The organism is Pseudomonas lijiangensis (genome assembly GCF_018968705.1).
GTDB lineage: Bacteria > Pseudomonadota > Gammaproteobacteria > Pseudomonadales > Pseudomonadaceae > Aquipseudomonas > Aquipseudomonas lijiangensis.
This window is the reverse complement of record NZ_CP076668.1, coordinates 3,258,077-3,280,286: the sequence shown is the minus strand read 5'-3', so window position 1 is coordinate 3,280,286 and position 22,210 is coordinate 3,258,077. Positions and strand designations below refer to the sequence as shown.

Genomic DNA, 22,210 nt, shown 5'->3' with positions numbered 1-22,210 from the left:
CGATTACCTGTAGCGCAACCGGTCCACTGCCTGACGCAACAACCGCTCGCTGCCTTCCCAGCCGAGGCAGCCATCGGTTACCGAAACGCCGTATTGAAGCGTTTCGCTCAAAGGCTGGCAGCCATCGAACAGGTGACTTTCCAGCATCATGCCGATCAGCGACTGGTCGCCCTGCAAGCGCTGCTCAAGCACGTCATTGAATACCTGTGGCTGACGCAGCGGGTCTTTGCCACTGTTGGCGTGACTGCAATCGACCATGATCCTTGACGCGATCCGGTTCTTCTCAAGGCTGGCGCGCACCTGGGCAACGCTCTGGCTGTCGTAGTTGGGGCCGCGATGGCCGCCGCGCAGGACGATATGGGTGTCGGGATTGCCCTGGGTCTCGATGATGGCCGGGTGGCCATGACGATCCATCCCGAAATGACGATGGGGATGAGCCGCCGAACGCATCGCGTCACTGGCCACTGCTACGCCGCCATCGGTGCCGTTCTTGAAGCCGACCGCCATGGGCAGGCCGCTGGCCATTTCCCGGTGGATCTGGGATTCGGTGGTGCGTGCGCCAATGGCGACCCAACTGAGCAGATCATCGAAGTAGCCAGCCGCCATGGGCTGCAGTATCTCGGTGGCAATCGGCAAGCCCATCAGCAGCATTTCGCGCATCAACTGACGTGACAGCGTGAGGCCGGCGGCCATGTCGTCACTGCCATCGAGCTGCGGATCGTAGGCAAGGCCCTTCCAGCCGACCGTGGTGCGAGGTTTCTCGACGTAGGCGCGCATCACCAGCAGCATCTGATCGCTGACTTCGGCGGACAGGCTGGCCAGACGTTCGGCGTATTCAAGGGCCGATTGCGGATCGTGAAGAGAGCAGGGGCCTACGATCACCAGCAGGCGGGAATCTTCCCCGGTCAGGATCGAGCGCACGGCACGGCGGTGGGCTGCGACCTGTTCGCTCAGGGCGGCGGTCAGTGGCAGGCGGCTTTTCAGCTCTATGGTGCTGGGCAGGCGCGTTGGAGCGGGAGTGTTGTCGAGCAGAGTGACATTGCTGGACAGGTCGGACGGTTTTACGGCAACGGACGAGTTCATGATCTGGTTTCCTGGGCTGGCGGGCATCTTCCCGCGCAAGACCCTATTGGGGTGTTCGACAATTGGCCTGACTGGCTGTGCGTGTGAGGTTGCCACCTGGCAGTGACCGATCGGAGGCGGCTGGCTGTCCCGAACGGAGGTTGCTAAATCGCCAGGCGAAGTCGATGTCGTTGCGGTAATAAGAAGTGGTGTTCATGTCGTATTCCTCATGTGGATTCAATCGGGCTTTCGAGAGCCCCAAAAAACAAAACCCCCGGTCGGGTAGCCGACCGGGGGTAGAGAATTCTCTGGTTGGCGTCCCCTGAATCTGGGCGCCTTTTGGGTATCAGGCGCGCCAGTGGCTAAACCAATACCCGTAATAAAAGTTGGCCGGCAGGCAGACAGCAGCCGAAGCAACCCGAGCAGCAACGACCGCTACCGAGCGTTCAACGCTGGCAGGGTGCAGAAGCTGTGATGAGGCGGATTGCAGCATGGTGTGTCTCCGTAGGTTGAGCGCGAGCTTACCGTAGGCGAATGGCCTGATTCAATTGGAAAATTCAATCGACTTCATTGGCGCCCGCGTGCTGGCCCGAATGAACGCTTGGCCATTAAAAGAGACCAAGGTTTAAACGGCTATTTTTCTATGGACAGGTTCTGTCAGAAAAGTCGACACCGGCAGTCGGATTGTTTAGTTATTAATTGCAGATGTTGGAGTGAGAGATATTCTCAGCTTTCAGTTTCTTGCACTGGGTCACTGCTCTGCGAAGGGATGACGCCTATCTTCATACCCAGTAAAACCGCCACTTTATGGGCTTCTCCGCGACGGCCTTTCTTGCGACCAGCCAATACTTGGTAAGTAGTTGCCGGGTCAATGTCGTTTTCCCGAGCAAATTCTTGAACCGATTTTCCCTGTTGTTCCAGCCAAGCCTTGGCTTGTGCAGCAGTACGTATTCCGGGCATAGTTCAAAACCGTTCAAATAAGTTTAATTCTGTCTGGATTCTACCATTCGTAAGGATGGGGTCAACAAGGTTATGCATTCAAATGAGTGGAATCGGTTATCGATTGAGAAAAGAAAGAGAGCGTCTTGGGCTCTCTCAACGCGCCTTTGGTGAAATCGGTGGCGTGGAGGCTAATGCTCAGGGGAAATACGAGAGTGGCGATCGTGCGCCAAAGGCTGACTATCTCGCAGCGGTAGCGGCCAAGGGGGTCGATGTCCTTTACGTGTTGACCGGGATGCCTACGCCTGTTCCCATCGATAATCTCAGTAGCGCCGAAGAAAAAGTATTGGGAAGTTACAGAACCTTGCTCAAGGAGGATCAGGATGCAATAAGCCGATTGACCATCACTCTGGCCGAACTGTCGGCGTCCTACACCATTCACAACAAGTCGTTGCCCGATGATCATTGATGGCAGATCTGCCAAACAAGCGCGTTTGCGAAAAAACACTGGCGTCTTAAGAGGTTAGTGATAGTTTGTTGGCAACGCTTTCCACGTATCCGTGTGAGGCGGATCCTGTCCTGTGCTGCCGTTTCTGCACGATTGCGCCCACTTTCTGGTTTCCAGGGGGCTGGTGAGGCAATCGGCTTTGTACTGAAACGGCAACAGGCGCTAGGTCTGACTCATGGTTTTTGTTATGGTGGTTAGCATTCGTTATGACTGTTGCGTGAGGTGTCTGCTTGATTAGGGTGCTAGTTGTCGATGACCATGATCTTGTCCGCACAGGCATCACCCGCATGCTTGCCGACATAGATGGCTTGCAGGTTGTCGGTCAGGCTGACTCTGGCGAGGAGTCTCTGAAGAAAGCCCGGGAACTCAAACCTGACGTCGTGCTGATGGATGTCAAGATGCCCGGCATCGGAGGTCTTGAAGCGACTCGCAAGTTGCTGCGCAGCCATCCCGAGATCAAGGTCGTTGCCGTCACGGTGTGCGAGGAAGACCCTTTCCCGACGCGCCTGCTTCAGGCTGGCGCAGCTGGCTACATGACCAAAGGGGCAGGGCTTGCGGAAATGGTGCAGGCCATTCGCCTTGTGTTTGCCGGCCAGCGCTACATAAGTCCGCAAATCGCTCAGCAACTGGCATTGAAGTCTTTTCAGCCACAGGTCAACAACTCCCCGTTCGATCTGCTTTCCGAGCGCGAAATCCAGATTGCCCTGATGATTGTCGGCTGCCAGAAGGTCCAGACCATTTCCGACAAGCTATGCTTGTCACCCAAGACCGTTAATACCTACCGTTACCGGATTTTCGAGAAGCTTTCGATCAGCAGCGATGTCGAGCTTGCATTACTGGCTGTACGTCACGGCATGGTTGATGCCAGCGCCTGAACATGACCCAATCGTTTGATCCAAGTGCGTTTCTTGCAACATGCAGTGGCCGTCCCGGCGTCTATCGCATGTTCGATATTCATGCCCAGCTTCTTTATGTCGGCAAGGCCAAGAACCTCAAGAAACGCCTGGCCAGCTATTTCCGCAAGACCGGTCTTGCACCCAAGACCAGCGCGCTGGTTGCCCGCATCGCCCAGATTGAAACCACCATCACGGCCAACGAAACCGAAGCGCTGTTGCTGGAGCAGACCCTCATCAAGGAGTGGCGGCCTCCTTACAACATCCTGTTGCGCGACGATAAGTCTTATCCCTATGTCTTTCTGTCCGACGGTGCGTTTCCGCGCCTGAGCATTCATCGCGGTGCCAAGAAGGCCAAGGGACGATACTTCGGGCCTTACCCAAGCCCAGGTGCGATTCGTGAAAGCCTGAGCCTGCTGCAAAAGACGTTTCTGGTTCGCCAGTGCGAAGACAGCTACTTCAAGAACCGTAACCGGCCTTGCCTGCAGTACCAGATCAAGCGTTGCAAGGGGCCGTGTGTCGGGCTTGTGGAGCCGCAGGTCTACGCCGAGGACGTGCGTCATTCGGTGATGTTTCTCGAAGGGCGCAGCAATGCCCTGACCGATGAGCTGAACGAGTCCATGGAAAAGGCCGCCATGGCCCTGGATTTCGAGCGGGCTGCCGAGCTGCGTGATCAGGTGGCCTTGCTGCGTCGGGTTCAGGATCAGCAAAGCATGGAAGGCGGAACCGGTGATGTGGACGTGGTGGCAGCGTTCGTGAACCCGGGCGGCGCCTGTGTGCATCTGATCAGTGTGCGCGGCGGGCGTGTACTGGGCAGCAAGAACTTCTTCCCGCAGGTTGGTATAGAAGAGGAGGTCGGTGAAGTGATGTCGGCCTTTCTGGCCCAGTACTTTTTGGGTGGCGTCGACCGTGAATTGCCCAGCGAGGTCATCGTCAATGTGGTCCACGAGGACTTCCCGACGCTGATCGATGCCATCGAAGAGTCTCGTGGCCGCGAGATGACCATCAGTCACAGGGTTCGTGGCACCCGTGCGCGCTGGCAGCAACTGGCCGTGACCAATGCGGAACAGGCTCTGAGCGCACGTCTGGCCAATCGTCAGCATGTGGCTTCGCGATTCGAGGCGCTGGCAAAAGTTCTCAAGCTCGACGAGCCGCCTCAACGGCTGGAGTGTTACGACATCAGCCATTCCAGCGGCGAAGCGACCGTGGCGTCCTGTGTGGTCTTTGGTCCTGAAGGACCGATCAAGTCCGATTATCGGCGCTACAACATCGAGGGTGTCACGGGGGGCGATGACTATGCCGCCATGCATCAGGCCCTGACCCGACGCTTCAGCAAAATCAAGGACGGCGAGGGCAAGTTGCCCGATATCCTGCTGGTGGATGGTGGTAAAGGGCAACTGTCCATGGCCCGGGATGTACTGAACGAACTGGCGGTTCCCGACCTGATCCTGCTCGGCGTGGCCAAGGGCACGACCCGCAAGGCCGGTTTCGAGACCCTGTACCTCAATGATGCCGCCCACGAGTTCACCTTGCCGGGCGATTCGCCCGCTTTACACCTGATCCAGCAGATTCGCGACGAGGCTCACCGCTTCGCCATCACCGGTCACCGTGCCCGGCGTGGCAAGACACGGCGCACGTCGACCCTCGAAGGCGTGGCTGGCGTAGGCCCGACCCGACGGCGGGATCTGCTCAAACACTTCGGCGGATTGCAGGAATTGGCCCGTGCAAGCATCGATGAAATAGCAAAAGCACCCGGAATTAGCAAAAAGCTGGCAGAGTCGATTTATGCAAACCTGCACAGCGAGTAGAATGCTCGCTCACCTCGTAGCCAGTTGTGCCGATGAATATCCCTAATCTGATTACCGTTCTGCGTGTTTTACTGATCCCGATCTTCATTCTGCTGTTCTATTTGCCTTATCACTGGAGCTACATGGCGGCCAGTAGCGTGTTCGCCTTTGCCGCTGCGACTGACTGGCTCGATGGTTATCTGGCGCGTCGTCTCGAACAAAGCACGCCATTTGGCGCCTTTCTCGATCCGGTGGCAGACAAGCTGATGGTGGCGGTCGCGCTGGTTCTGCTGGTTCAGACCCACGCCAACCTGTGGCTGACCCTGCCGGCTGCCGTGATTATCGGTCGTGAGATCGTGATCTCGGCATTGCGTGAATGGATGGCCGAAATCGGCGCACGGGCCCAGGTGGCCGTGTCCAACATGGGCAAATGGAAAACCGCCGCGCAGATGCTGGCGCTGGTCATCCTGCTGGCCAACCCGCCTGCGGTCACCTTCTGGGTGATCCTCGGCTATGCATTGCTGCTGATTGCAGCAGGGTTGACCTTGTGGTCGATGGTCCAGTATCTGAGAGCCGCCTGGCCTCACCTGAAAACCACCGCCGAAAAGAAATAACTTTTTTGAATCAAGGGCTTGACGAATAAACGCCAGCGTATAGAATGGCGGCCATCACCAAGCGGGAATAGCTCAGTTGGTAGAGCACGACCTTGCCAAGGTCGGGGTCGCGAGTTCGAGTCTCGTTTCCCGCTCCAGATTCACAAAAACGCCACTCAATAGAGTGGCGTTTTTGTTTGTGCGTTTTCTGTCAGGCTGTGCCTGCCCGCTTTCATCTTCCCCTGCTTTTCCCGTCTGAGAGGTTCAGTGTGGTTTTGCCTGGATGATCGAAAAGGGTGTAGCGGTTTCACTGATGTCTTCAACCGTGAAGCCGGCGTGCTCGATCAGTCTGCAGAACTCCTCTGCGGTACGTTCCTTTCCGTTACCAAAGAGCAGCATCTCAATGTCACAGAGTTGCGTGAAGGGTGATTTTTTAGCCGGATCAATGATCTGCTCCACAATAAAAAGCTGCCCATCCACCGATAACGCATTTCGACTGTTCTCCAGTATTGTCAGAGCCTCTTGATCCCCCCAATCATGCATGATGAATTTCATTACATGGGTGTCAGCCGAGGTAGAGAATCTGTCGAAAAATGAACCCTCAATCAATTTGCAGCGACCCTGGGAGATAAAGTCCTGGAGATATGGAGTGTGTCGAGCCTGTTCGAGAGCTTCGGGCAGGTCGAGCAGGCGGCCTTCCAGATGATGGTGTTGTGACAGGATTTCAGCAAGAAATATACCTCTCCCGCCTCCAATATCAATGACGGATTTCGCGTCTGAAAGATTCATGTGTTGAACTATCTTTGGTCCCCAGAGTAACGATAGGCTGTCCATGGCGCTATCAAACAAGGCCCTGTCATCAGGAGTACCCTGCAAATAGTCGAACAGTGGCATTCCCATGATGTGGTCAAATGCCGGTTTTTCCAGATTCAGTCTTTGGAGTAAATGCTCCCAGGTTTTTACGTGCCAGCCTTGGGCGCAGAACAGTGCAAGTGGACGAAGCGAGTTGCTTCTGTTGGAGCAAAGCAAACTGCCCATCTCCGTCAGTTCAATATGGTTTTTGGCGCATCCGCTGATAAGTCCAAATGCCTCGATTGCGCCCAGTAAGCGATGCAGTTCCTTTTCCCTGACCCCTAGTCCATACGCCAGGCCTTCTGTGCTGTGAGTGCCTTCTTGTATTTTATCGATCAATCCGAATTGGGTTGTGGCATATATGACTTGAGACGCCCAGGCTCCGGTAATCAAATTCAATAATTGCATTTCGGATGAATGCGGGCAGGGCATCTCGGCCGCTGACAGTGCGTTTTTTCGTGAGTGATTTTTCATGTGAAAGCTCTGTTAAGAGAGGGTATGTATGCCCATTACTGATAAATGGCTGTCATTTTCATGAAACCCGTTGAAAATCTCCCGCTTTCAGGAACGAAACACAGAATGCTATCGCCATTGCTCAGCTTTTCGCTGTTGAGAAGCTCTGCAAGCATGAAATAGATGGAAGCTGCTCCGATATTTCCGACGCGCTCCAGATTTGTATACCAGCGCTCATCGGGTATTTCGAAGTTTATGGATTTCAAGGAGTCGTAAATCCGCTGGCGAAAGAATTTGGAGGAGTAGTGTGGTAGAAACCAGTCGATCTCTTCCGGTGTCAGTGCTCTTTTCTCAAGAATATCCTGAAGCCCTTTGGCAATGGTAATGTTCACAACATGTTCATTGAGAAGTTTGACGTCCTGTTTTATAGCGAATACGGAGTGTTCGCCCAGCTCCTTGTACGAGTTGAACTCTCGCCATCCTGTCAGTGTTCCGTCTTTATTTTTTATCGCTCCTGCATACATGCAGACCGGTAGTAAATTGGCATAGGACAGTATCTCGATCCAGTCAATCCGCAGAGAAATACCGCTTGGATTCGGTTTGTCGTTCAAGAGCACCGCGCCTGCCCCATCCGATAACATCCAGCGGAGAAAGTCTTTCTCGAACGCGATTTCAGGCTGTGCTTCCAGTTCATGAATAGCTGATTCGGATTCTTCCGTGAAATGTTTTCCCTGCATGAATGTGGACGCCAGTTCAGAACCCGTTGCAATGGCCTGGTGCCTCAAGCCTGAGAGAATCGACACGTATCCGTATTTGATTGCAGACAGTCCAGAGAGACAGACTCCGCTGAATGAAGCCAGCTCGCAGGGTGGACAGGCAAGCTCTCCATGCACCATCGAGGCGTGACTTGGGAAAATCTGATCCGGACTGCTGGTGCCGCAACAGAGTAATTCCAGGGTTGATAACACTGGGTTTTCAATCCTGAGGTTGCGAACCGCCTCGGCAGTGAGCTGTGCGTTGTTATGGGTAAGTCGATGAGTTGCCGGGTCAATTGCGTAATGACGGTTTCGGATTCCGTTACTTTTCAGGATTTTCTGCCGCACGCGTGAAGTTTTGCCTGCTACGGTACCAAGAATATTTTCCATGTCATCGTTCGAGACAGGTGCGCCAGGCAAAAAAGTAGCGGCGCGGTTGATATAGACTGATGAGCTCATGATTAATCCTTCATGCGAAAGCCACTAGACCCGGAAGGCTCCTCAAAATAACGGCATTGCCTTTCGAATGCGTGCCGACGCATTGGTTTTATAAGTGTTCTCAGACCCATCATCGCGGGAATAACAGTGGCCACCATGCAGATCATGAAAACGCCATACGCGATGGCAGCAAGTTTTCTGTGAGGATGTCCCTGAGGGCCTATCGCGAGAAATAATTTCCCCCAGAGTAGAAAGCTGCGACGAGCAAATTTTTCGCTGTCGATGAGCCGTGGATCAACACGGACGGCTTTCAGGCCTTTCAACAACGGCGAGCTTTGCTCCATGCGGCCATTTACAAGTTCAGGAAGAAGAGCCTTGCCAAATCGTTGAGCAGATTGAACATCTTCGTCCGTCAGACCCGCGCGTGGAAATATTCCCCAAAAGGCTTCCCTGTTTCCGGTGAACATCCAGCGCGGTGTTGTTACAAGCGTTTTGAGGGCGCTTCCCCTGTCGGTGAGAACAACATTGTCCAGAAGCCGTGCATTGGCTTGAAGCAATAGCTTTTTTACTTGTTCCTGTGCCTGTATCCACATATTTCTGCACGTAATAAGTGTGATCACTGCTGTGTCACGAAGAATGACTTGTCCTTCTGCAGATTTCAAAAAAGCTGTAACAGGAGGGCTAGGTGACAGAAACCAGACGGTGTATGCAAGAATGACAAGGTCATATCGTGTGTTTATATCAGCCTTGAAGGGGTGCATGCGTGGTGGATATAAATATGTTGCTTCTGGAAACTGGTCGAAGAACTCGATAAATGACCAGGGAAATGGATAAGGCCTGAGCGGGGCAAGCTCCTCGAACTCTACGATCACGCGATCATCTTCAATCAGAGCGCGGACAAATGAATCCGCTGCACGTTTCAATTGCCCTGTTTGTGAAAAATAGACCACCAGTATACGTTTCATGACTATTGACCTGCAGCGTCTGGAGTTTTATTTCCTGAAAATCCGGGAAGTAACTGAAAGAGTGCTGCGGATGTCGAGGGTTGTATATTCTGATATAAAAATCGAATTGAGCTTATCGAGAAGACGTTGGGTAAGTTTAAGAGGGGCCGGATAGTCGTCAAGTTTTTCGACCTTCGACTTTGTTCTTTGATAACTGCCTCAGTGATGTGAGCGGTTATTTCCTCTTTTTCCAGTGGTGCGCTTCCGGGCCACGCTTGGTCTTTATGCCATGATCGAGTCATCCCGCTACCACGATCCTTGACGGTGTGGGGTTCTTTTCAAAATCCTCGACCGTGTTAACGATGCCTTAATCGGCCTCCCTCAAAGTGCAGTCACTTGAAGCAGACGCCCTTGGCGCTGCAAGCCTGCCACCTATGAGAGAGATACCCGATGACTACCCGCAAATTTATCCTGACTTCGTTTCTTGCCCTGTGCTGCACCACTGCCTTTGCCCAGGATGGCGCTGACATGATTCAAAAGCGTCAGGAGGCTTTTGCGCTGGAGCGTCAGCAGGCGCGTGAGAACCTTGCGAAAGCTCAGGAGAAGGCTGAAAAGAGTCAGGCAGCCGCAAGTGCTTCCAGGGGGAATGCAAAGCCTCGGGAGATGGACGAAAAACCTGCCAGTTAAATCATAAGCATTTGTTATCTTCAGAACCTGAAATGCCGCTTGCGCGTTATTGTGGCAAGCATGAAATCCTGTCCTCCACCAGAGTCGGCCATGCACGTATTGCTGTGTGAAGATGATGAACTCATTGCCAGTGGCATCGTCGCCGGTTTGAACGCCCAGGGTTTGAACGTCGACCGCGTGGCTTCTGCCTCTGCTGCTTATGCCATGCTGGATGTCGCGCAGTTCGATGTGATGATTCTCGACCTGGGCTTGCCTGATGAGGACGGGATCAGTCTGTTACGGCGTTTGCGGCTTGCCGGTCAGACGATACCGGTCTTGATACTGACCGCACGCGATGATGTGGATGACCGGGTCAAAGGACTGCAAGCGGGTGCTGATGATTACCTGCTCAAGCCCTTCGATCTGAGGGAGTTGTATGCTCGCCTGCATACCTTGGTACGCCGAGTTGCAGGTCGGGCGGTCAATCTTATCGAACACGGAGCCGTAACCCACGATCCGAGCACACGGGAAACCTGGCTGGCGGGTGAGGCCATCGATCTTTCGCGCCGTGAGCAGGCGCTGCTGCTGGCATTGCTCAACAACCGGGGCAGGGTGCTTTCCATCGAGCAGTTGAAAGACAGCGTGTACGGCTTCGGTGATGAGGTCGAAAGCAACGCCTTGAACGTCCATATCTTTCATCTTCGTCGCAAGCTGGGTAACGGCATTGTCGAGACTGTGCGCGGCTCGGGTTATCGGCTCGGGGCACTGGAGGCAGGTTCATGAGTCTGCGCCTGCGTCTGACCCTGATTCTTGGAGTTGCCTTTGTCGTGGTCTGGACGCTGGCCGCTACCTGGATGTATCAGGACCTGCGAACCCAGATGATGTTCTCCCTCGATCAACGGCTTGCGGCGTCGGCGCGTATGGTCGCCTCTCTGGTTGATCAGTTACCCGAACCTTTGTCGACGAAGGAGGGCGGTGCTCATTTCAGCGCAAACCAGTTGGTCATTCCTGATGGCATGGCCTGCGAGGTGAGTTCGCTGCGTGGGGAAATCCTGGCCAGCAGCCATGGCAACGTCGCCAATATCATCGCCAGTGCCAATGGCGGCTTTCATGATCAGGAGATCGACGGCGAACATTGGCGCACCTTTACCCTTGTTCAGGGCGATGTTCGCATCACCACGGCGGATCGTGAGCAGGAGCGCGAATCCCTCAACCATTCTGTCCTGCTGTCAGCGTCCGTTCCTGTGCTGGTCGCGCTGCTGGCGTGCGTTGCGATGCTTTGGCTGGGCATAGGCAAAGGCCTGTCACCCCTCAAGCGCATGCGTGACGAACTCAAGAAACGCAATATTGATTCTCTTGAGCCTCTACAGCTTCGGATGCTGCCCAATGAATTGCAGCCGCTGCTGGAAACACAAAACCACTTGTTGGTGCGAATCAGCCAGGCAGTCGAACGTGAGCGCCGCCTGACCGGTGATGCCGCCCACGAACTGCGCAGCCCGCTGACCGCGATAAAAACCCATTTGCAGGTTGCGCAGATGACCAGCGGTGAAGCCAGAGAGCTGGCATTGGTGCGTGCCGAGCAAGGGACTGACCGGCTGCACAACACCCTTGAGCAATTGCTGTTGCTGGCCAGGGTCGAGGGCAGCCTGTCATTCGAGGATGGCAGCCAGTGCAATGTCGAGCAGGCGGTCTCCCTGGCGATTCAGGATACAGGCAGCAGCACGGAGCGCATCCAGCTGAGTTATCAGCCAATGACGTCTTCAGCCGCTCTGGACATGCCGTCGGTACTGGCAGTGGCTGCGCTTCGCAACCTGCTGGACAACGCCTTGCGACATAGTCCTGCCGATACGCAGGTGGTTGTCCGTGTGACAAGCAACAGTGAATCTGCTTTTGTCAGCGTCAGGAATGCGAGCCCGGGCATGTCCGAAGACAGTCTTCGCCACATGACCGAACGCTTCTGGCGCAGCAGCTCAAGCACCGGTTGCGGGCTGGGCCTGGCAATCGTTCAGGCGATCGTACAGCGTTGTGGTTGTACGATTGACTTCAACAGCACCAGTCAGGATTTTGTGGTGACGTTGGGGCTGCCTTACTCCAGGCGTGTGTGAAAGCCTTTTCGCGAATGAATTCGCTCCTACGGGGAGCCCAGGACACAAGCGAACTCATTCGCGAGAAGTCCGTCCTTACGCCAGCTCTGTCACTTCTGAACCCTGCTCCTGAACCTGCTGGCTATGGCGATTGCGCGGCACATCGATTCCCAGATGGCCGCGCAGGGTGCTGGTCCGGTATTCGCTGCGGAACAGCCCGCGTTCGCGCAGGATCGGCAGTACTTCGTCGGTAAAGCGGGCAAAGCTGGCCGGTGCGCCGACGTGGATGTTGAAGCCGTCCACTGCACCTTCGTTGAACCAGCGCTCGATCTCGTTGGCGACGGTCAGTGCTGAGCCGGCGAAGCCGGTGAAGGGGCGGGCAAAGCGCAGGGCGGTTTCGCGCAGGGTCAGGCCTTTTTCCCTGGCGACTCGCTTGATCTTCTCCGCATGGCCGCGATAGCCGTTGCTGCCCAGTTCGCCCAGTTCGGGGAAGGGAGCGTCAAGGTCATACTGGCTGAAGTCGTGGTAGTTGAACGGGCGGCCCAGTTGCACCAAGGCCTTGTTCAGGTCTACCTCGCCTTCGCGCTCCAGCAGAATCGCCTGTGCCTGTTCGTCGGTATCGGCAATGATGGGCGTAATGCCGGGGAACAGCAGCACTTGCGCCGGATCACGGCCCGCGGCTGCGGCACGATGCTTGATATCGGCGTAGTACTCGCGGGCATCCTCGAAATTGTCGACACCGGCAAAGATGCCTTCGGCGATTTCCGCTGCCAGCTTGCGCCCTGACTCGGAAACACCTGCCTGGAAGATCACCGGCTGGCCCTGGGCCGAGCGGGAAATGTTCAACGGACCGGTGACCGAGAAGAATTCACCACGGTGGTCCAGGCGGTGCTGCTTGCCGGGGTCCAGAAAGCGCTTGTTGGCCTTGTCGCGAGGAAAGGCATCGTCTTCATAGGAATCCCACAACCCCTGAACCACCGCGACATGCTCTCTGGCCCGGCGATAGCGTTCGGTATGGTCTATGTGCTGCTCGCGGCCAAAATTGCCCGCTGCGCCTTCAAGTCCGGTGGTAACCACGTTCCAGCCGGCGCGTCCGTGGCTGATCTGGTCCAGCGAGGCGAACTGCCGGGCTACGTTGAACGGCTCGGTGTAGGACGTGGTCAGGGTCGCAACCAGCCCGATCCTGTCAGTGGCACCCGCGAGCGCCGAGAGCAGGGTCAGCGGTTCCAGGCGGTTGAGAAAGTGCGGTGCCGAGTCCGGGGTGATGTAGGGACTGTCGACGATGAATACAAAGTCGAAATGCGCTGCCTCGGCCGCCCGGGCCTGCTGCTTGTACCAGTCGATATCGATGCTGGCATTGCCGGGAATATCCGGGTGCAGCCATTCCTGCTGGTCGGTGCCGACGCCGGTCAGGATGGCGCCAAAGTGCAGTTGGCGTTTGCTCATGGGTTCAAGTCCTTTCGGTGGAATAGAGGGCGCTCGGTGTGATCATGCTCTGGCTTGTCGAAACGTTGGGCTGTCGGCATCCAGTGCTGCATCTACGGCATCGATGATCGTTTGTGCTTCGCTGCGTACCAGCCAGTCGGGGCTGACTTCGGCAAAGTGCACGTGGCGGTCGCGACCGATTACTACTACTACTGTCGGTTGCGGCAGCTCCCAGGTTCCGGTGCCGGTGATTGCGCCAATTCCCTGACCTTTGGCCAGAGAGGCCTGACGTGATGCTTCGTCGAAGCTGTAGAGGATGCCGAAACGCTGACCCAGCCGATTGTCCTTGTCGCTGGCCACCTGCAGGCTCAACGAGTGCTTGTCCTTGATTTCCACCAGATGTTCCGGCACCTGGGGGCTGACCGCCACCAGCGGAACTCCACGCTGTCGCAGGGCCGGTTGCAGGTTGCGCTCGTAATAAGGGATGGCGATGTTGCAGGCCGGGCAACCGGCAAAGCGAAAGAACACCAGCACTGCGGGGCCGTCAGCCACCAGTTGATCAAGGCTGAGCGTGTCCCCTTCGACCTTGAGCAGTTCAAAGGGCGCGATGCTGTCGCCAGTCTTGACGAAGGTATCCGGTCGCGCTTCATCGACCAGTCGCTGACGCTGATCGATATTGATCTTCAGGGCTTCGGGTGCCCAGGTGCGTACGCGCTCGGCATGCAGTTCGGCCAATAGATGATTGAGGGATTCGCTCATGACGTGCTCCTGACGAAGGTCTTTGGGGAAGCGGCCTCCGCCAGGAAAGGGGTCGGACCGGGGTAGACGATAGGCCTCTGGGAAACGCCTGTGAAAGTCTTTTTAGGTCTAAGCTAATTATGTGTTTTTGTTATTTTTATAAATTAATAAGATCATATTTTGGTATTTTCTGAGCTGGTCCTGCTGGCAATGTTTCATGAAACTAAAAACAGTGACGAGCGGTCATTAACCTCGCAGAGGTTGGTCATATCGCGAAACCTCAAGAATTGAAGATGTCAGCCTTGACCAGTCACTCGGATCGCCGCAACGCTCTCTCCCTCGATAGCCTCAATTTCTTCCTCGCTGACGTACGCGACGGGCTCGGTCCTTATCTGGCGATTTACCTGTTGGCCGTTCACCATTGGGATCCTGCCAGCATTGGTGTGGTGATGACGATTGCCGGTATAGCAGGACTCATTACCCAGACTCCCGCTGGAGCACTGGTCGACAGCGCAAGAGGCAAGCGAGCGATCATTGCAGTGGCTGCACTCTTGGTGACCGGTAGCTGTCTGCTGCTGCCTTTCGTGACGTCATTCACTCTGGTTGCCCTGACCCAGGCCCTCAGTGCGGTGGCCTCATCGGTATTTGCCCCGGCCATTGCCGCGATTTCTCTGGGCATCACCGGCCCTAAAGCCTTCACGCGCCGTACCGGGCGCAACGAAACCTTCAACCATGCCGGCAATGCCTGCGCTGCATTACTGGCTGGCGGCTTCTCTTACCTGTTCGGGCCTGTTGCAGTCTTCTACCTGATGGCGGTCATGGCGCTGGGCAGTGTGATAGCGGTCAGTTTCGTTTCGGCAGATGCCATCGACCATGACCTCGCACGTGGCCTGGATACCCACGATGTGAAGCATGCTGAGCCGCCTTCGGGGTTTTCCGTACTACTCACCAACAAGCCACTGCTGCTGTTTGGCATTTGCTGCGCGCTGTTCCATCTGGCGAACGCCGCGATGCTGCCGCTGGTGAGCCAGAAGCTGGCGCAGGTCAATCTGCAGATGGCCACGCCACTGACTTCCGCCTGCATCGTTGCGGCGCAACTGGTCATGATCCCGGCCGCGTTGCTGGTGGGAGCCAAGGCTGACCTGTGGGGACGCAAGCCGCTGTTGCTCATCGGATTCCTGATCCTGCCGTTGCGCGGCGCGCTTTATACCCTGTCGGACGATCCTTACTGGCTGGTCGCCGTGCAACTGCTGGACGGTGTTGGTGCGGGCATTTTCGGTGCACTGTTTCCGGTGATCGTCAAAGACCTCACGTATGGCACCGGACACTTCAACATCAGCCTTGGCGCGCTCTCGACGGTCTTCGGCCTTGGCGCGGCGTTGAGCAATAGCCTGGCGGGTTTTGTGGTGCACGAGGCCGGTTACAGCGCGGCGTTCCTGACCCTTGCTGCTGTGGCGGCTGCGGCGCTGGTCCTGTTGTGGGTGGCGGTGCCTGAAACCCTTTCTATCAAAAAAACGTAAATGACTTGTAGGAGCGAATTCATTCGCGAAACCGGCACTGAAGATGTTTTGGATGTACAGGTCTCTTCGCGAATAAATTCGCTCCTACAGCGGACACCTGAACACTATCCGCCCGCCATATAACTCAAGGTCATCCGGCTCAGCGCCCGAATCCCCACTGCAAGGCTGGGATCATCCACGGTGAAGCCGGGTGAGTGAGTCGGCCAGACAGCTTTGCCTTCCAGCGCCGGCGGCGTAACGCCCATGCGCATGAAGATCCCCGGAATCTGCCTTGCGTACTCGGCGAAGTCGTCGGCGCCGTAGGTGCCGTTGTCGATTTTCACCGGTGTGGTGGAGACGGCTTGCAACACCGGCAACAGGCGGTCGACTAGTGCGGTGTCGTTATGGCCGACGCGGTAGTTGCCGGGCAGGTAGTCGATTTCTGCCGTGGCACCTGACGCTTCGGCGATGTTCTCTGCGCTGCGGCGCATGCGCATCAGCACGTCTTCGCGCTGTTCGTCGCTCACGGTGCGGATCGAGCCTTCCAGCCGGACTTCGGCAGGGATGATGTTGTGGCGGTCGCCAGCTTCGATCCTGCCCACCGAAATCACCGGAGCAGGCAGCAGGCTCAGGTTCGACTGGCGGCTGGGAATGGTTTGCCAGGCGAGAATGGTCTGGGCCGCGACCGGCACCGGATCGATACCGGTCCAGGGGAATGCGGCGTGGGTCTGACGGCCTTTGATACGGGCGACGAAGGTGTCGGCTGCCGCTGTGGTGCGGTGGCGACTGAGGGTGAATGTGCCGGCCGTACCTGCAGTGACATGCAGGCCAAAGATCACGTCGGGTGTCGGGTTGGTCAGTACGCCTTGTTCGATCATCAACTGTGCACCGCCGGTTTCGCCCAGTGGCGGACCCTCTTCGGCGGGCTGGAAAATCAGTTTCAGAGTGCCAGGTAGTTCACTGCGACGGGCGGCGAGGACTTCGGCCACGCCGAGGGCCATGGCCATGTGCGCATCGTGGCCGCAGGCATGCATCACTCCGACTTCCTTGCCTCGGGTGCGAAAGTCACCGCTCTGGTCCTGGGCGCGCACGGTCGAGGCGTAGGGCAGGCCGGTCTGTTCAGTTAGTGGCAGGGCATCCAGCTCGGCGCGGATTGCCACTACCGGCCCAGGCTTGCCGCCGCGCAGTACGCCGACCACGCCGGTATGGGCGATGCCGGTCTGTACTTCAAGGCCCAGTTCCCGCAGCCGTTCGGCGATGCGTTTGCTGGTGTTGAATTCTCGGTTGCCCAGTTCCGGGTGTTGATGAATGGCGTGGCGCAGTTCGATCACGCCGGGCAGGGCGCGGGCGATCTGCTTATCCAGGTCTGCCCAGGCAGCCGGTTCGGCGGCCCGGACCTGGCTCGCCAGCAAGGTCAGCAATAATGACGCGCCCACTGACAGGCGCGTGCAGGGCTTTCGATTTGGCTGCATGGTCGATCGGCTCTGTCAGTAGGTGAAGGCAATCGGCGGGTAGTTGCCGTTGAGCAGGTAGTCACCGATGGCCTTGTACTTGTAAGCCACGGCATCGTGTGTGGTGTGGGTTCGGGCATTGCGCCAGTGGCGATCGAAGTTGTAGCGCGATTGCGTGGTGGCGGCACCGCCCACTTCATAAAGCCGCTCGCAGACATGCAGTGAAGCGCGGGTAGAAGCGATCTTGGCTTCGGCCACGGCAATCGAAGAGCGCGCCAGCAGAGCGTCCAGTTCTTCACCGGCAAGCAGGCCCTGCAACTGACTGCGAGCCGCCAGGTCGACACTCAGCGCAGCCTTTTCAACCAGCGCTTCGGCACCATGAATCGCCGCCGAAAGGTCGCCAATGGTGTGCAGGATGTACGGGTCGTTGCGGGCTTTGTCGACACCACTCTCGCGCACCGGGCGCGAGCCGTTGCGTGCCCAGTGCACCGCATCGTCCAGCGCGGCGAGGCCGATGCCGATATCGATGGAACAGTGGATCAACTGCGCGCTGGCACCGACGTAGTTGCGTCGCTGATACCACTGGGCCAGAGGGATCACCTGCTCCGGTTGCACAATGACATTTTCCAGCAAGGTAGTGCCGCTGGCAGTGCTGCGCTGGCCCATGCCGTCCCAGTCATCGAGCATGGTGATGCCGGGCGTGTTGGCGGGCAGAATCACGTACAGCGCATTGCCATCTTCGTCCACTGCCTGGATCTTCAGCAGGTCGGCGAACAGGCAGCCGGTGCTGTAGAACTTGCTGCCATTGAGAATCAGCTGTTCGCCACGGCGTTCGAGGCGGGTATGGATTTCACCGCGGAAGGTGCCACTGCGCTCGGCGACCGCGCCGGAGGACAATTGCCGGTTGGCAAAGGCACTGAGATAGCGGCGTTGTTGCTCGGGGTTGGCGATCAGGCGCATGTGCTCGACGGTGGCGAAATGCGGGAACAGCGCCTGAGCCACGCAAGGGTCGGCCTTGCCCAGGGCGATGAAGATCTGCGCCACCTGCAACTGGCTGACATCGCCGCCGCCAAATTCCGTTGGCACGCGGGCGGCACCCAGACCCGATTCACGGATCAGGTCGAGCTGAGCGTAGGGCAGTGTGCGATTGGCATCGCGCTCCGCTGCGCCGGGTTGAATGTGGGTGGCCAGTTCATGGGCCAGTGCCAGGTAATCAGTCATGTGCAACTCTCGAAAAGGGTTCAGGGCGCATCGCGCAAGGACTGGCGTGAAACGCCGAGCAAGAGGATCAGGGTGCCGCTGGCCACCAGGGCCGCGACTATGTAGAGCGCCAGGCTGATACTGCCGGTGTTGGTCTTGATCGAGCCGATCATGATCGGCGTCAGCAGGCTGCTGACCTGCCCGCAGCAATTGACCAGTGCCAGGCCCGCTGCCTTGGCGCCGTCCGACAGGTAATAGGTGGGGATGGTCCAGAAAATCGACGTGGCTACCAGATAGCCGCTGGTCATCACGGTCAGTACGGCAATCGCCGACCACGGGCTGAACAGCATTTGCGGCAGGATCGCCATGGCCAGCGCGGCGGTCAGGCCGCCCAGCGCGAAGTGCCATCGACGTTCCTGATGCAGATCCGAATGGCGGCAGGCCCAAAGCATCACGCACACACCGATCACATAAGGCAGTGCCGAGAGCAGTCCCAGATGCCCGAGGTTGCTGACCCCAGAGTCGCGGATGATCGACGGCGCCCAGATATTGGTGACGTTGCCGGTGCACATGATGGTCAGGCAGTAGGCCAGGGTGATGAACCAGACCTTGCGATCTTTCAAGGCCTCGACGAAGCGCTGATGCCCACCCGGTTGGCGTTGTTTGCGTTCATGGGCAAGGGCGTCGGCAATGGCTTGTTTCTCGGCATCGCTCAACCATTTGGCGTTGGCCGGTTTGTCATCCAGCCAGTACCAGGCGAAAAGCCCGGCCAGCACCGGTGGAATACCGGTGACGACAAACAGCCATTGCCAGCCGGTAAAGCCGCCCAGACCAGCGAAGTGGCTCATGATCCAGGTCGACAGCGGGCCGCCGATGATCCCGCAGACCGCAATCGCCATGATGAAGCGCGAGGTGATTCGTGCCCTGTGGCTGGCCGGGAACCAGTAAGTCAGGTAGAGGATCACGCCGGGAAAAAAGCCTGCCTCGGCCGCGCCCAGCAGTATGCGCAATACATAGAACTGCGCGGGTGTCTGGGCGAACGCGGTGGCGATGGTGACCAGGCCCCAGAGGATCATGATCCGGGTCATGGTTTTCTTCGCACCGAACTTTTCCAGCAGCAGGTTGCTGGGGATCTCGAACAGCAGATAGCCGATGGAGAACACCCCGACAATGATGCCGAACGTGGCGTCGCTGATGTTCAGGTCGGTCTTGAATTGCAGGTGGGCAAAGCTGATGTTGACCCGGTCCAGCCAGTTCAGGACAAAACACAGGAACAGAAACGGCATGATTCGCCACGCCAGTTTGCGGTACAGGCGTTGGTCGAAAACCGCTTCGGTGTTTTCTGCGGGTTGCGTGTCAGCGTTTACAGCGCCGGGAGTGCTCATCGGTCTTACCAGCTCACGTCAAGTTTGGCGAAGTAGTAGGCACCTTCAAGCCCATAGGGCGAGTACCAGCTATAGGTCGGGTTATCGGTGGGGAAGAAGTAGAAGCGTTTGGCTTCTTCGTTGAGCTGTTGTGGTCGGCGATCAAAGATGTTCTCGCCACCGAGGGTCACTTTCACTGCATCGCTGAGCCAGTAACCCAGGCTCAGGTCGGTGATGAGTGCCGGACGGATTTCTTCGTCGCGGCTGGCGGAAACCTGGTTGCGGCCGGTGACTTTCGAGTAGCGGGTGCCCTTGAGGGTCAGGTCGAAATCCCCCAGTTGCCAGGCGGCGGTCAGGGAGGTGACATTTTTCGGGTAAGCCGTGGTCAGGTTGCCCTGACGATCACGACCCACGGCGCTGACGCCGGTACCGGCCAGTGATTCGGGTTCCTTGATCTTTTCGATGGTCTGCAGGCTCTGGTTGCTCAGCAGTGTCCATTTGGTCTTGCCATAGCGGCCCAGGTCATAACGGTAATCGGCCACCAGGTCGATGCCGCGGGTGCGGGTGTCGGCCAGGTTGCCGAAGTAGGACACGATCTGGTTCGGGTCCAGGCCGTTGGCGGCCAGCAGGTTGGAGACGGCGGTGCCTTGCAGGTTGCTGGTCTGCAGGATGCGGTCCTTGATATCGATCTGGTAGAGGTCGACTGTCACGTCGAGGTTTTCCGTCGGCGTGGCGACAAAGCCCAGGCTGTAGTTCGTCGAACGCTCGGGTTTCAGTTCCTTGGCACCGAGAGCCTGGCCAGCAGCGTCGTCCACCGTCACATAGCGAGTGACGGCCTGTTCCAGTTGGCCGGTCAGCGGGCTGGTACGCCAGGCAGTGAGCGACGAGGAGTAATACTGTTGTTGCAGCGACGGCGCACGGAAACCGTTGCTGATGGTGCCGCGCACGGCGAACTGGGGTGTGAAGGCATAGCGCGTCGAGAACTTGCCGCTGCCGGTATCGCCAAAGTCGCTGTAATGCTCGAAACGTCCGGCCAGGCTGACGTCCCAGCGTTCGGTCAGGCTTTGGCTGAGGTCAATATAGCCAGCGGTGTTGGTCCGCGAATAGTTATGTGCATCCTGAGGTGTGAACCCCACCAGCCCTGGCGCACCGGGGTTCGGGCGTTGTCCGGCCAGCGGATGGCCGACAGGGAATATGTAGCCGCCATCAGCGTAGGAGGCATATTCGCCTGCTTCGATCCCAAAGCCGTCGCGACGGAATTCCAGCCCGGTGGAGACGTTCAGCGGTTTGGCGAACAGGCCGGTATCGAAGCCTCGGGTCAGGTCAAGATTGTTGGTCCACTGGCTGGCAATCAGATGGCCGCCATCCATATCGCGTGGGCTGTCCGGACCCAGCGACGGGTTCAGCGAACGTTCGTTGCGGGTGTTGGCATCGTTGCGGCCATAGCTGGTGCTGAGGTCCCAGCGCCAGCCGAGCAGGTTTTCATGGCGTGCGCCAAACACGGTCTGGAAGTCATCTTCTTCCACCACGAAGCGTGGCGAGAAACCGTCCGGGTACACCGAGACGATATTCTGCGGCGAGTTGGCGGTGCGGTAAGTCCCCCAACTGGTGGAGTTACGGTGACTGAGGGTGGAGAACGAATAAAGACTGACATCTTCGTTCAGCGGCAGCTCGGCGTTGTAGCCGAAGTTATAGGTCTGGGAGCGGGGCTGACCCAGTTGCTGGCGATAGCGGCTTTCGCTGGTTTCCCGTGGGTCGGCGCTGCCGTTCTGCGGGAAGTAGATGCGTGTGCGATCTGGCACTGCGCCCGCGACGTTGGAGCTTTCCTGAATGCCGATATCGGCACTGAGGCTGAAAAAGCCGTCATTGGGCAGCTCGAAGCCCTGGTTGATCTGGCCCTGGCCGCGGGCACCGAAGTTGCCCTTGCCGCCGACTCTTTCCTTGTATTGCCCGTACAACGCGCTGGCGCTGCCGCCGGAGCGATTGGTCTTGAGGATAATGTTGATCACCCCGGCGATGGCGTCCGAGCCGTACTGTGCGGCTGCACCGTCGCGCAGCACTTCGATGTGGTCCACCGCGCTGACCGGGATCAGGTCCAGGTCGGCAGGCGACTGGCCGCTTGAGGTGGCGGCGGTCTGCACGAAGATCAGCGAGGTGTTGTGGCGACGCTTGCCGTTGACCAGCACCAGCACGTGGTTCCCACCCAGCCCGCGCAGGGTTGCCGATTTTACCGATAGCCCGGTGCCCCCTGTAAAACCGGCGGCATTGGTATAGGACGGTACGCTGGCAGCCAGGGCATCGCGCAGGTTCTGCTTGCCCGAACGGGCCAGGTCGTCGGCGCTGATCACGTCGATGGGTGCCAGACTCTTGGCCACGGTGCGGCCTTCATCACGGGCACCGGTCACGACCACGGTCTGCAGGGCGGTATCAACGGGGCTTTCGGCGGCGAATGCCAGCTGGTTGGCGCAAAGGCCCAGAGTCGCTGCGGTCAGCAGGTTCAGCCTGGGCTGGAAAGTCTTGGGGCGAGACATGGTGTGGCTCCGATTCGGGTGCCGCTTT

General features: G+C 57.6%; 19 protein-coding genes and 1 tRNA gene. 9 read left to right on the top strand and 11 right to left on the bottom strand.

The features are described from left to right. Window positions 1-3 precede the first annotated feature (3 nt). Window positions 4-1,083: a 3-deoxy-7-phosphoheptulonate synthase gene (locus KQP88_RS13465; protein WP_216703323.1), complete on the bottom strand. Its 1,080-nt coding sequence runs from the start codon at window positions 1,081-1,083 to the stop codon at window positions 4-6. 705 nt (window positions 1,084-1,788) lie between these two features. Next, complete coding sequence (locus tag KQP88_RS13460; protein ID WP_216703322.1) at window positions 1,789-2,022, bottom strand: DNA-binding protein; 234 nt, start codon at window positions 2,020-2,022, stop codon at window positions 1,789-1,791. Between the two features lie 82 nt (window positions 2,023-2,104). Between KQP88_RS13460 and KQP88_RS13455 the strand changes: the two genes are divergently transcribed. The 5 genes from KQP88_RS13455 to KQP88_RS13435 all read left to right on the top strand — a co-directional run bounded on the left by KQP88_RS13455 (window position 2,105) and on the right by KQP88_RS13435 (window position 5,940). Then, window positions 2,105-2,470, top strand: coding sequence for a helix-turn-helix domain-containing protein (locus tag KQP88_RS13455; protein ID WP_025260380.1), 366 nt, complete (start codon window positions 2,105-2,107; stop codon window positions 2,468-2,470). Window positions 2,471-2,739: 269 nt separating this feature from the next. Continuing rightward, entirely contained in the window at window positions 2,740-3,384 is a 645-nt protein-coding gene (gene gacA / locus KQP88_RS13450; RefSeq protein ID WP_025260379.1) for a response regulator transcription factor GacA, read from the top strand. 2 nt (window positions 3,385-3,386) lie between these two features. Further along, window positions 3,387-5,210: an excinuclease ABC subunit UvrC gene (gene uvrC, locus KQP88_RS13445; protein WP_198725569.1), complete on the top strand. Its 1,824-nt coding sequence runs from the start codon at window positions 3,387-3,389 to the stop codon at window positions 5,208-5,210. Window positions 5,211-5,242: 32 nt separating this feature from the next. Continuing rightward, window positions 5,243-5,803, top strand: coding sequence for a CDP-diacylglycerol--glycerol-3-phosphate 3-phosphatidyltransferase (pgsA, locus tag KQP88_RS13440; RefSeq protein ID WP_025260377.1), 561 nt, complete (start codon window positions 5,243-5,245; stop codon window positions 5,801-5,803). Window positions 5,804-5,864: 61 nt separating this feature from the next. Beyond that, window positions 5,865-5,940, top strand: a tRNA-Gly gene (locus KQP88_RS13435). 106 nt (window positions 5,941-6,046) lie between these two features. On the opposite strand, the gene KQP88_RS13430 is transcribed toward KQP88_RS13435, so the two are convergent. The 3 genes from KQP88_RS13430 to KQP88_RS13420 are packed head-to-tail and all read right to left on the bottom strand — an operon-like array spanning window position 6,047 to window position 9,245. Then, window positions 6,047-7,108, bottom strand: a complete 1,062-nt coding sequence (locus KQP88_RS13430; protein ID WP_025260376.1) for a methyltransferase — start codon at window positions 7,106-7,108, stop codon at window positions 6,047-6,049. 35 nt (window positions 7,109-7,143) lie between these two features. Beyond that, entirely contained in the window at window positions 7,144-8,301 is a 1,158-nt protein-coding gene (locus KQP88_RS13425; protein WP_025260375.1) for a beta-ketoacyl-ACP synthase III, read from the bottom strand. 2 nt (window positions 8,302-8,303) lie between these two features. Next, window positions 8,304-9,245: a hypothetical protein gene (locus KQP88_RS13420; protein ID WP_025260374.1), complete on the bottom strand. Its 942-nt coding sequence runs from the start codon at window positions 9,243-9,245 to the stop codon at window positions 8,304-8,306. Window positions 9,246-9,674: 429 nt separating this feature from the next. On the opposite strand from KQP88_RS13420, the gene KQP88_RS13415 reads away from it, so the two are divergent. From KQP88_RS13415 to KQP88_RS13405, 3 genes are all read left to right on the top strand, one after another. After that, entirely contained in the window at window positions 9,675-9,911 is a 237-nt protein-coding gene (locus KQP88_RS13415; protein WP_216703321.1) for a hypothetical protein, read from the top strand. 90 nt (window positions 9,912-10,001) lie between these two features. Beyond that, complete coding sequence (locus tag KQP88_RS13410) at window positions 10,002-10,673, top strand: response regulator (protein ID WP_200992069.1); 672 nt, start codon at window positions 10,002-10,004, stop codon at window positions 10,671-10,673. Further along, complete coding sequence (locus KQP88_RS13405) at window positions 10,670-11,995, top strand: ATP-binding protein (protein ID WP_216703320.1); 1,326 nt, start codon at window positions 10,670-10,672, stop codon at window positions 11,993-11,995. Before KQP88_RS13410 ends, KQP88_RS13405 begins: the two co-directional genes overlap by 4 nt. Before the next feature lie 75 nt (window positions 11,996-12,070). Here the strand turns inward: KQP88_RS13405 and KQP88_RS13400 are convergent, their stop codons facing one another. Together KQP88_RS13400 and KQP88_RS13395 are read right to left on the bottom strand one after the other, a co-directional pair. After that, on the bottom strand, window positions 12,071-13,420 hold the full coding sequence (locus KQP88_RS13400) for an LLM class flavin-dependent oxidoreductase (protein ID WP_216703319.1): 1,350 nt from the start codon (window positions 13,418-13,420) through the stop codon (window positions 12,071-12,073). Between the two features lie 42 nt (window positions 13,421-13,462). Next, a complete protein-coding gene (locus KQP88_RS13395; protein WP_216703318.1) occupies window positions 13,463-14,158 on the bottom strand; it encodes a peroxiredoxin-like family protein in 696 nt (231 codons plus the stop codon). A gap of 281 nt (window positions 14,159-14,439) precedes the next feature. On the opposite strand from KQP88_RS13395, the gene KQP88_RS13390 reads away from it, so the two are divergent. Then, a complete protein-coding gene (locus KQP88_RS13390) occupies window positions 14,440-15,657 on the top strand; it encodes an MFS transporter (protein ID WP_216705958.1) in 1,218 nt (405 codons plus the stop codon). Window positions 15,658-15,761: 104 nt separating this feature from the next. Here the strand turns inward: KQP88_RS13390 and KQP88_RS13385 are convergent, their stop codons facing one another. The 4 genes from KQP88_RS13385 to KQP88_RS13370 are packed head-to-tail and all read right to left on the bottom strand — an operon-like array spanning window position 15,762 to window position 22,182. Continuing rightward, window positions 15,762-17,108, bottom strand: coding sequence for an amidohydrolase (locus KQP88_RS13385; RefSeq protein WP_216703317.1), 1,347 nt, complete (start codon window positions 17,106-17,108; stop codon window positions 15,762-15,764). Window positions 17,109-17,123: 15 nt separating this feature from the next. Beyond that, complete coding sequence (locus KQP88_RS13380) at window positions 17,124-18,308, bottom strand: acyl-CoA dehydrogenase family protein (RefSeq protein WP_216703316.1); 1,185 nt, start codon at window positions 18,306-18,308, stop codon at window positions 17,124-17,126. Between the two features lie 20 nt (window positions 18,309-18,328). Beyond that, window positions 18,329-19,672, bottom strand: coding sequence for an MFS transporter (locus KQP88_RS13375; RefSeq protein ID WP_216703315.1), 1,344 nt, complete (start codon window positions 19,670-19,672; stop codon window positions 18,329-18,331). 5 nt (window positions 19,673-19,677) lie between these two features. Beyond that, window positions 19,678-22,182, bottom strand: a complete 2,505-nt coding sequence (locus tag KQP88_RS13370; protein ID WP_198725555.1) for a TonB-dependent receptor plug domain-containing protein — start codon at window positions 22,180-22,182, stop codon at window positions 19,678-19,680. Between the last annotated feature and the right edge of the window lie 28 nt (window positions 22,183-22,210).

What these genes read in the sequence shown, in the direction of transcription:
- KQP88_RS13460 (WP_216703322.1), bottom strand. Translation starts at nt 2,022, where the DNA reads ATGCCCGGAATACGTACTGCTGCACAAGCCAAGGCTTGGCTGGAACAA.
- pgsA (WP_025260377.1), top strand. Translation starts at nt 5,243, where the DNA reads ATGAATATCCCTAATCTGATTACCGTTCTGCGTGTTTTACTGATCCCG.
- uvrC (WP_198725569.1), top strand. Translation starts at nt 3,387, where the DNA reads ATGACCCAATCGTTTGATCCAAGTGCGTTTCTTGCAACATGCAGTGGC.
- KQP88_RS13465 (WP_216703323.1), bottom strand. Translation starts at nt 1,083, where the DNA reads ATGAACTCGTCCGTTGCCGTAAAACCGTCCGACCTGTCCAGCAATGTC.
- KQP88_RS13405 (WP_216703320.1), top strand. Translation starts at nt 10,670, where the DNA reads ATGAGTCTGCGCCTGCGTCTGACCCTGATTCTTGGAGTTGCCTTTGTC.
- KQP88_RS13455 (WP_025260380.1), top strand. Translation starts at nt 2,105, where the DNA reads ATGAGTGGAATCGGTTATCGATTGAGAAAAGAAAGAGAGCGTCTTGGG.
- KQP88_RS13400 (WP_216703319.1), bottom strand. Translation starts at nt 13,420, where the DNA reads ATGAGCAAACGCCAACTGCACTTTGGCGCCATCCTGACCGGCGTCGGC.
- KQP88_RS13375 (WP_216703315.1), bottom strand. Translation starts at nt 19,672, where the DNA reads ATGAGCACTCCCGGCGCTGTAAACGCTGACACGCAACCCGCAGAAAAC.
- KQP88_RS13395 (WP_216703318.1), bottom strand. Translation starts at nt 14,158, where the DNA reads ATGAGCGAATCCCTCAATCATCTATTGGCCGAACTGCATGCCGAGCGC.
- KQP88_RS13385 (WP_216703317.1), bottom strand. Translation starts at nt 17,108, where the DNA reads ATGCAGCCAAATCGAAAGCCCTGCACGCGCCTGTCAGTGGGCGCGTCA.
- KQP88_RS13370 (WP_198725555.1), bottom strand. Translation starts at nt 22,182, where the DNA reads ATGTCTCGCCCCAAGACTTTCCAGCCCAGGCTGAACCTGCTGACCGCA.
- KQP88_RS13415 (WP_216703321.1), top strand. Translation starts at nt 9,675, where the DNA reads ATGACTACCCGCAAATTTATCCTGACTTCGTTTCTTGCCCTGTGCTGC.
- KQP88_RS13420 (WP_025260374.1), bottom strand. Translation starts at nt 9,245, where the DNA reads ATGAAACGTATACTGGTGGTCTATTTTTCACAAACAGGGCAATTGAAA.
- KQP88_RS13425 (WP_025260375.1), bottom strand. Translation starts at nt 8,301, where the DNA reads ATGAGCTCATCAGTCTATATCAACCGCGCCGCTACTTTTTTGCCTGGC.
- KQP88_RS13430 (WP_025260376.1), bottom strand. Translation starts at nt 7,108, where the DNA reads ATGAAAAATCACTCACGAAAAAACGCACTGTCAGCGGCCGAGATGCCC.
- KQP88_RS13410 (WP_200992069.1), top strand. Translation starts at nt 10,002, where the DNA reads ATGCACGTATTGCTGTGTGAAGATGATGAACTCATTGCCAGTGGCATC.
- KQP88_RS13380 (WP_216703316.1), bottom strand. Translation starts at nt 18,308, where the DNA reads ATGACTGATTACCTGGCACTGGCCCATGAACTGGCCACCCACATTCAA.